At 45.4% G+C, this 3346-nt stretch carries 4 protein-coding genes; 2 read left to right on the top strand and 2 right to left on the bottom strand.

Going from position 1 to position 3346, the window contains the following annotated elements; translation table 11 throughout:
- Positions 1 to 431 (bottom strand): iron-containing alcohol dehydrogenase (locus tag B4K20_RS05845; protein ID WP_289282221.1); only part of this gene is annotated, 431 nt, incomplete at its 3' end.
- 74 nt (positions 432 to 505) lie between these two features.
- Positions 506 to 1117 (bottom strand): TetR/AcrR family transcriptional regulator, encoded by a 612-nt coding sequence (locus B4K20_RS05840; protein WP_289282220.1) that lies wholly within the window; start codon positions 1115 to 1117, stop codon positions 506 to 508.
- A gap of 213 nt (positions 1118 to 1330) precedes the next feature.
- On the opposite strand from B4K20_RS05840, the gene doeB2 reads away from it, so the two are divergent.
- Together doeB2 and B4K20_RS05830 are read left to right on the top strand one after the other, a co-directional pair.
- A complete protein-coding gene (doeB2, locus tag B4K20_RS05835) occupies positions 1331 to 2494 on the top strand; it encodes a N(2)-acetyl-L-2,4-diaminobutanoate deacetylase DoeB2 (protein ID WP_289282219.1) in 1164 nt (387 codons plus the stop codon).
- 54 nt (positions 2495 to 2548) lie between these two features.
- The coding region (locus tag B4K20_RS05830) for an aminotransferase class III-fold pyridoxal phosphate-dependent enzyme (protein WP_289282218.1) at positions 2549 to 3346 on the top strand (798 nt) is incomplete at its 3' end.

Here is a 3346-nt window from a genome sequence, read left to right as displayed (position 1 = left end):
CCTGAACCCGTAGCAGGTAAGGTCAGTACGGAGCCAAATGGTAAGGCTTTATCAATATTTGTGGCATGATTCACTAGTATTTCCTGCCATGCATCGCCCTCACACTGAACAGCAGCAGCGACAAACTTGGTTCCATCTATGACTGAGCCACCTCCCACAGCTAATAAATAGTTCAATTCATGCTGACGAATTTGCTCAACTGCACGCATGAGCGTGCTGTAACTGGGATTGGCTTCAATGCCGCCAAACTCCTCCACATGGCGTCCATTCAGTGCCATTAGAACCTCATCTAATGTGCCATTTTTACGTGCACTTTGCCCGCCAAATAAAACTAAAACTCTTGCATCTTCGGGGACTAGATTGGCCAGTTCAGCGATCTGGCCCTGTCCGAAAACAATGCGTGTTGGATTATAAAAGTTGAAATTATTCATCTGTCATACCTCTGAGTACTGAGTATCTTTAATAGACCAGTCGTCTATGATTTGGGTAAATATAATTATGATGATCAGTTGTGATTTGGGAGTCCGAGCTTACTTAGTGTGGCACTCATTGCTAACTCAAGCGCAACAGGGGTGTGATTAACTTTTGTCATCAGGGTGGCACCTATCCATAAATAATAGAGTTCTTCTGTGACTGTTTGAGCATCTGCAGTTAATTTAATTTCATCATTATCTTTGGCTGCTTGCACACACATGGCAAGGTGCTCAATGACTTGTTGAGTGCCTTTTTTTAATGTGAGTCGCATACTCTCAGATAAGTCAGTTACCTCCCCACTTAATTTCACTACAAGGCATCTGTCCATGCTGGTGTCATCACATTGATTGGATTTCCACTGCTCGAAGTAGGCAATGAGACGTTCAACAGCAGGGCGTTTATCAGCCTTTAATTGGCTATCCAGTCCAGCGATGTATTGTTCAAAATAATGCTCAAGTAAGGCCGTTCCAAAGTGTTCCTTTGACTCAAAGTAGTGATAAAAAGACCCCTTGGGCACATTGGCTGCTTTTAATATTTCATTCAAGCCTACAGCAGCAAAGCCTTTACCAAGAATGATTTGCTGAGCAGTACTTAAGATCTGATGTCTGGTATCCGTTGAGCGTGATTTGTTTATCTGTGTCATATGGTTATCATTTCATAGATTAGACCAGTCGTCTAGTTTTTGTTTTGTCTGCTACATGGACTGGAAAATAAATAATGGAACAAGCCTTGCTTTAGCTTTGTCAGAGTTGAAAGTGGTCATGTTTAACACGTAAATTACCTAATCAGGTGCTTAACCACTCTCGTTTCATCAAAGCATGCACTGTTTTGAGTCAACAAAACGCAAAGGAGCAAGATGGTGTCCATCTGGCAACAAGCGATCATTCATGCGCAGCAATTGCGCCGACAAATACACAGCCAACCTGAGCTAGGTTGGCATGAGGTAGAAACAGCACGCTTAATTAGGGAGCAGCTGGATTTGCTTCGTATACCCTGGGAACCTTGTGCAGAATTTGGCACCTTGGCCAGACTGAACCCACATAGCAAAAATAAACCACATATCGCTCTTCGCGCGGACATGGATGCACTTCCCATTGTTGAGAGAACGCAACATGCCTGGGTTTCCCAACATGAAGGTTTTATGCATGCATGTGGGCATGATGGTCATACTGCGACGCTATTGGCGAGTGCGGCTTGGTTAAAGTCAGTTGAAGATCAACTTCCAGCTCCAGTCACCCTTTTGTTTCAACCTGCGGAAGAGGGTGGTCATGGTGCCAAGAGGATGATTGAAGATGGCGCCTTAAATGGCATAGATGAAATATATGGCTGGCATAATTGGCCAGCAATGCCTTTTGGTAAGCTCATTTGTCCAGACGGTATCGTGATGTGTGGTAATGGAACGTTTGACATTACTCTGACTGGTCAGGGAGGACATGCGAGTCAGCCAGAATTATGTTGTGATCCAGTGCTGGCTGCCAGTGCCGTTACCATGGCGTTACAACAAATTGTTAGCCGTCATTTATCTCCACAAAAAGCTGCTGTGGTGAACGTTTCCTCTATAGAAGCACCCAGTGCAGCAACGGTGATACCCGACAAAGCTGTATTAGGTGGAAGTATCCGTGTACCTGATCAAAAAACTCGCGATGTCATCAATCGTTTAATTGTCGAGATAAGTCAACAAACTGCTGCCAGTTATGGTGTGAGTTGTGAGGTGAATATTTATCCCCGTTATGAAGCGACTATCAATCATGGCTTGCAAGCTCAGAATGTGCGAGAGCACTGGCTGGCTGAATACGGCCAGGCCGGAATGGAAACGGAGACACTTGTGCCCATCATGGCGTCTGAAGACTTCAGTTATTACTTAAACGAAATCCCCGGTGCCTTTGCTCTTGTGGGGGCGGATGATGGTCCAGCACATCAATCAGTCTGTCATAGCCCTTTTTATGATTTCAATGACCAGCTCATTCCTTTGGTCACTCGTCTGTATGCGCGTTTGGTCGGTGCGCCCTTGCCAGAATAACTGACTACATCGTTCGCTGATTATCAGTGGATATCACAAACCAGGAGGTAGTAAATGAGTATATTTGAACAACGTGAGTCCAATATCCGTGCATATTGTCGTGTCTATCCTGTTGTTTTTGATAAAGCCAGTAATGCAAGGCAAATCGATGAAGAGGGTAAGGAATACATTGATTTTTTTGCTGGTGCCGGTGTACTGAATTTTGGCCATAACAATGAGCGTATGACCTCTGCCGTGGTGGACTATATTCAGTCTGGTGGTGTGACTCACGCACTAGATATGCAGACCACCGCGAAGCGAGAGTTCATGGAAAAGTTTGAAGACACGATTCTCAAACCGAGAGGCATGACGCACAAAATGCAGTTTGTGGGTCCCACGGGAACAAATGCGGTTGAAGCGGCTATGAAGCTCGCTAGACGCGTGACCTCAAGACAGGAAATAGTGGCCTTCACCCGTGGATTTCATGGTATGACTCTCGGTTCTTTAGCGGCTACCGCGAACCGTTATTTTCGCGGTGCTGCGGGTGTGCCCTTAAATCACGTTTCCCACTATCCATTTGGCTGTGAAAAAACATGTCAGGGTTGTGAGTCAGGTTGCGGTATGTCGGTCTTGGATCATTTACGTTCGCTGTATCTCGATACTTCGAGTGGTGTGACGCCACCGGCAGCATTTTTACTTGAAACGATTCAGGCTGAAGGTGGTGTTAATGTGGCCTCGGAAGAGTGGCTACTGGCATTAGCTAAACTGGCGCGAGAAGTCGGATCGTTACTCATTATTGATGACATACAGGTAGGTATGGGCCGAACTGGCTCCTTTTTCAGTTTTGATGGTATCGATATTGACCCCGATATT

The organism is Methylophaga sp. UBA5088, assembly GCF_002414625.1.
In the GTDB taxonomy this organism is placed as follows: domain Bacteria; phylum Pseudomonadota; class Gammaproteobacteria; order Nitrosococcales; family Methylophagaceae; genus Methylophaga; species Methylophaga marina.
The sequence above is the reverse complement of the archived record's forward strand: the minus strand, read 5'-3'. Positions and strand labels throughout refer to the sequence as shown.